The sequence below is a fragment of the Sulfurisphaera sp. genome (genome assembly GCF_059755235.1).
This window is the reverse complement of record NZ_DBPRYF010000042.1, coordinates 1-5,243: the sequence shown is the minus strand read 5'-3', so window position 1 is coordinate 5,243 and position 5,243 is coordinate 1. Positions and strand designations below refer to the sequence as shown.

General features: G+C 32.7%; 5 protein-coding genes and 1 pseudogene. All 6 read left to right on the top strand.

The features are described from left to right. Positions 1 to 375, top strand: a 375-nt coding sequence (locus AC3OCB_RS06690) for a DUF973 family protein (protein ID WP_498341561.1), incomplete at its 5' end; no start/stop codon positions are given. 175 nt (positions 376 to 550) lie between these two features. Next, positions 551 to 1,132, top strand: coding sequence for a PaREP1 family protein (locus AC3OCB_RS06685; RefSeq protein ID WP_498341560.1), 582 nt, complete (start codon positions 551 to 553; stop codon positions 1,130 to 1,132). A gap of 996 nt (positions 1,133 to 2,128) precedes the next feature. After that, positions 2,129 to 3,337, top strand: coding sequence for a glycosyltransferase family 2 protein (locus AC3OCB_RS06680; protein WP_498341559.1), 1,209 nt, complete (start codon positions 2,129 to 2,131; stop codon positions 3,335 to 3,337). Position 3,338: 1 nt separating this feature from the next. Continuing rightward, entirely contained in the window at positions 3,339 to 4,031 is a 693-nt protein-coding gene (locus AC3OCB_RS06675) for a hypothetical protein (protein ID WP_498341558.1), read from the top strand. Next, positions 4,006 to 4,287, top strand: coding sequence for a GtrA family protein (locus AC3OCB_RS06670; RefSeq protein WP_498341562.1), 282 nt, complete (start codon positions 4,006 to 4,008; stop codon positions 4,285 to 4,287). The genes AC3OCB_RS06675 and AC3OCB_RS06670 overlap by 26 nt, the downstream gene beginning before the upstream one ends. A 378-nt stretch (positions 4,288 to 4,665) precedes the next feature. After that, positions 4,666 to 5,243 (top strand): annotated as a pseudogene (locus tag AC3OCB_RS06665) (hypothetical protein); the annotation flags it as partial.

Genomic DNA, 5,243 nt, shown 5'->3' with positions numbered 1-5,243 from the left:
GCTCTTTCTTATTACTTTTTGTCAACCCCTAATTGCAGTGGTACGTTAACTGTTTCTCAAATAGATGGTGGAGTGCTAAAATATGATAAAGGAAAGCTAATAGCAATAATTAAAGTAAATGTCAGCGAATGTAAATTTGGTGATGCATTTCTAGTTAGTGCATCAATCTTGAATACCAGTTATAAGTATAATTTCGGAGACCAAAATAAGATTAGCCTTTCAAATGGAGAAAACACTTTGATTATACCATTTAATGCTTCTGCTCAACCCGACTTGCAGTTAAACAAGACGTATTCTATTCTAATTACTCTAAATCAAGGTGAAACCTTTCAAGTATCAGCAGTATATATAAGTAATTTTACAATGGCTGATTAGCCATTTTCTTTTAACTCATGATGTAACAATAATTAACTTCTGTCTTTAATCTTCCAAGGTCAATGAGATTTTTAATGTTTCAGGGTTGTTTTATTAGCTTAGCGTTTAATAATGAGGATTCTAGTGTTTTTGTCGTTAAGTTAAGGATATACACTCCTCGCTCTAATGTTTTTATTTGCAGAGTGAGATATTGAACTTGCTTGATAAAATGTCACTTACCGAAGAACTAAAAGATTGGCCAGAAGTAGTAGAGATTCATAAGAAGTTGGCAAAAGGAGAAAAGCTTAATACTCAAGACCTTCAATGGATCGAAGAAATTTCTAAAGAGTCTGGCTGGAGTGTGGATGATGTGGTTGATGAGATAAAGAATGCAGGCAAGGCACCTTCTTCACGTATTGAAAAATATCAGAAGATGTTTGAGGAATACTATAATGAAGCTAAAGATTTAGAAAAGAAGGGTGATAGGAAACAAGCAGGAGAGAAAATTTGGGGAGCCATTACAGCTTTAATTAAACTCTTTGTAGCTAAGAAGAGAGTGGGAATAATTTACTGGAGTGCTGGCGAAATGGACAGATTTATTTCTAATAACGTAGAGAAAAGATATAAGAAACTTTTTAGAGAATTGCTTGACAAGGGGCAAATACTTCATTTTAACTTTTATGAAGATAATCTAAGCGAAGAAGGGTTCAAAGAAAGGTTTGACGAAGTAGTGCAGCTGATAGAGGAAGCTAGAAAAATCGTATGCTCTAAAAGCTGAAGACGCATTAACTTTCTCGTCGAAATTACTAGTTCTTTTATATAATGATAACTTTGATTAGTATTTAATTAAAAATAATTAAAAATAAGTAGTAATTAGCCCCTCTATTCCTAAGTCTACGTATCTTTGTAGTTAGTTTGAGCTTTAATAGTTTAATTAAATAAACTAGTTCCTCTTATAGGTCTTAATCTACAACGAGAAGAGCGAACTTTATTTAATTAATCTTAGTTTTATATGATATCATGAATAATAAGATGCTGTGCAGGTGTACTTTGGGAACTCTTCTCTTATGGCAACTTTTTAACTAATAGCTTTCTCATGACGAAATAATAAAATGTTAGGCAGAATTATTTGTCGTTTTTATTATGATAAGAGACTTAACGATTTTGGAATGAAAGAGAGAAAAAATACGTTAAAGCAACAATACTTGTTGATGACAAATTACAGATAATTATTTTATATAATGTATATTTTTGTGTTCATGATTTAAAGGAGTTCGAGAAGACGTTAGAAAATATGAATGGGAAAATAGTTGGTAAGTTCTGAATCATCATTGGTAGTAAGGGATATGATTCGGAAGGAAACCACGTTACTATCAAAAACATGACTTCTCAGCTATAACATTTGCAAGAAATGGGATGTTCCAATATATCTAAAAGAAAAAACAGAAAAATGATAAAAGGCATTTGCCTAAAGAATACAAAAGAAGATCAATAGTTGAAACAGTACATTCAATAATAAAAAGGAAGAGCAGGTCCTTTGTTAGGTTAAGAATTCCAGAACTAGCTGAAAATGAGATTAGATTAAAAATTGTAACATATAATTAAGAAGAATAATCTTGATAAATGATTCTATATTTATTTTTATTATTTTAAGGTTTTCTACAGAGCCCAAAATAACCAAGAGTTTTTAAATTTCTATTTATTTATTTACTTTGTTGCATCTTTATGAAGAATGAAAAAAGAAATACAAATTTAGATTGAAAAGGTGGAGTACATGAATAATTATTGGCCTTTTCTTATATTCAATATCTTCGTATACTCAATACTTCTTTTATATGCTTCTATTAGTTTCTATTTATATCTAAAAGGACCAAAAGAGGAACCTATTGAGTTCCTTGATAAATATGACGATAAAGTAATTATAATTATCCCAGTCAGAGACGACCCTTCTGTCCTTAATTCCCTTCCATATTATGCCAAGATAGATTATCCGAATTTTCAAGTTGCAGTAGTTGATGACTCCGCTTCCGAGGGATTTAGTGAGCTACTAAGACAGACTTGCGATAAATACGGTTTTCTCCATTTCGTAAGACCTAAAGAGTTGCGTAAAGGCAGAAAAGGAGCTGCAATAAATTATGTCCTTCCCCTCTTAGAACCTTACAAACCAGATTACGTAGTCATTATGGATGCTGATCATCGTCCACCACGTGATTTTCTAAAGAGAGCTGTATCTATCATCAAAAAACACCCTGAATGCAATGCTGTTATTGGTCATCAGAGACATAATTTAGGAACATATGGTTTATTTGGAAGGTTCTACAGGGCATCTCAAGCTACAAGCATTTATATAAACTCGGCTAGGAATGAGGTAGGCTTGGGGGGAATCTTCACAGGTAGTGTATCAATATTCGACTACAACTGGTTATCTAAAGAAAAATTTGATCATACTTCCATAACAGAGGATTGGGAGATCTCGCTTAGGGGTTATATCAAAGGTACTTTTAGGCCCTATGTTACGGGTCAGCTATATGCAGAATGTGCAATTCCGCAGGACATTAAATGGTTCTTTAAGCAGCAGGTGAGATGGGCTGAGGGCAATATTGCTGATTTCAGAAAACACTTTGTTTCTCTCATTAAATCGAGGCATATTGGCTTTAAGAAAAAGATTGGGCTTATTTATCAAGGACTATTCTATTTTCCTTCGATCGTTATACTAAGTTCATTAGCTGTTACTCTGTCGATTCAATATGTGCCGATTTTCATCCCAGAAATAATAAATGTGTTAGTGTTGAGTTTTATTTCTGGTTCGTGGCTTTTTCCCTACATTGAAGGGTTTAAAATAGAGGGTATGAGAGTTACTCTTTCTGATGTTATGTTTGCGTTTCTAATGATTTATGCTTTAGCTGCTGTATACGCTTATGCTACCTTGAAGGGGTTGCTTATAAGAGAGCAGAAATGGACGGTAACAAGGAGGAGAGCTTAAAATGAATATACATAAATTGAAATATGCATTAGGAGAAGCATTATTTATAATGGGTTCAATAGGTACTATCGTTATATTATGGGAACTGTTTGCCATGAATACAAACTATCAGTTAGGACCTTGCAGATTTGAGGCTATCGGATACCCATGGAGCACTGAGAGGGTCGCTGCTATTACAGATTTTTGGAATATGCCGGATTGGACTCAAGTCGCTCCGAACGTTTATTTTCTCAATTACGGTGAGGTTCTGGTAGGGGCGATAATTTTAGCGGTGTTTGGGGTATTTATATCGGAGGGAGCTATCCCGAAGCTTGCTGATGACACTTCTCATGATAAGAAGCTCGAACGTATATTTCTAATTTTGACATTATTGTCCTTATCCTTAGCTATATATGCGTTTGTGAAAATACAAGTACTTGAAAGTGATTATCTAATTAATAATACTCTCTATGTACCTGGTAATACAAATAATGTTAATTCTTATTTCTTTCAGTTATATAATATTAATCCTAATGTACATCGTGTTGCGTTTCAGGGAGGAGTTTCTGGGATTTCGTCAGTGTTTGGTCATATATCATGGGATGATTTCATATTTGCAATGATGGGACTAACTTTTATCTTTATGATTCTGTGGAAATATTTTTCCCCAATAACTATAAGTGATATAGATAGCACAACAGGATATACTCAATAATGAATTATTTTTATATATCTTATCCTCTTTAACTAGATCACTATTCATATCATTCATTATTGTTATAGAGCTCTCTTTCCTATCCAATTTTATGCTGAATGATAAATGGACATTTAAATTAAGACGTGAGGGTAGTCTGTTTCAGAGGCTCATTAGATACAACGGAGTAGCTATTACAGGTTTGGCTGTTAACGTAGGAACACTTATTCTGTTAACTCATTTAGGTTTGCATTATTTATTAGCTAGCATTATATAGATTATTTTTGGTTTTATAGTAAATTATATGGGAAGTGAACTTCTAGTTTGGCACAAGATAAACAAACATAAGAGAAACGAAAAGAAAGATTCAGTAGAAATAGCTAAGTAAAGATTTTTTATATATGTAATTAGTGTTTATAATCCTAAGAAATAAGCTTGTAAACTATGATAATATAGATATGTTTATATGGATAGACTAGCTAAAAATTAGGGTTCATATAATGTAGTTATTAATAATTTAATACTAAAAATCGCTAAATTGAATTTGAACAGGGTGAAAAGCAATTAATATGTATAATGCAATATAATCAAATACCTTGTCTACGCTCTTTCTCTTGTGAAAACTTTTAAATTTACTTGATTTGAAATAAGAGCGATGGAAAAACAGTACGTTTCTTCGATTTCTTCTAACGTTTCTCAAATTCTTATATGGGCTTCTATGCTCTTGTTCTCTACTTTTTATTATCCAACACTTTGGAGCGACATTCTTATAGTTGTCTTTCTTTTCCTTGCAGGCTTACTTTTATTCTTTAAAGCCGATACTAGGTTCTTCCGTCTTATTGTTTATTCAGAAATGTTTATTGCACCTATTGAGTATTATTACTTCTCCCGCAACGTTTTACTTCTCCTTGCTTTATATCTTGTTTTAATAATTGGTGTTCTTAAGCGAAGGATGGATGTTGCAGGTTTAATTTCCGTCTTAATAGTTGGTCTTATGACAAAACTTGCTTCTCCTTTCGGTACTGATGAGATGATGATTGATTATTATTCAGCTTATTTATTTCTTCACGGTCTAAACCCTTACAATCCGGAATTAACTAGTAACGTCTATCAATTTTTTGGTCTTTCTCCTTATATTTACGGTACACCTTATACAACTGGTGGATTTGTAACAAATCTTAACTATCCTTCTCTTTCATTTCTTCTTTTTATCCCTGCAGTCATATTCAAGTT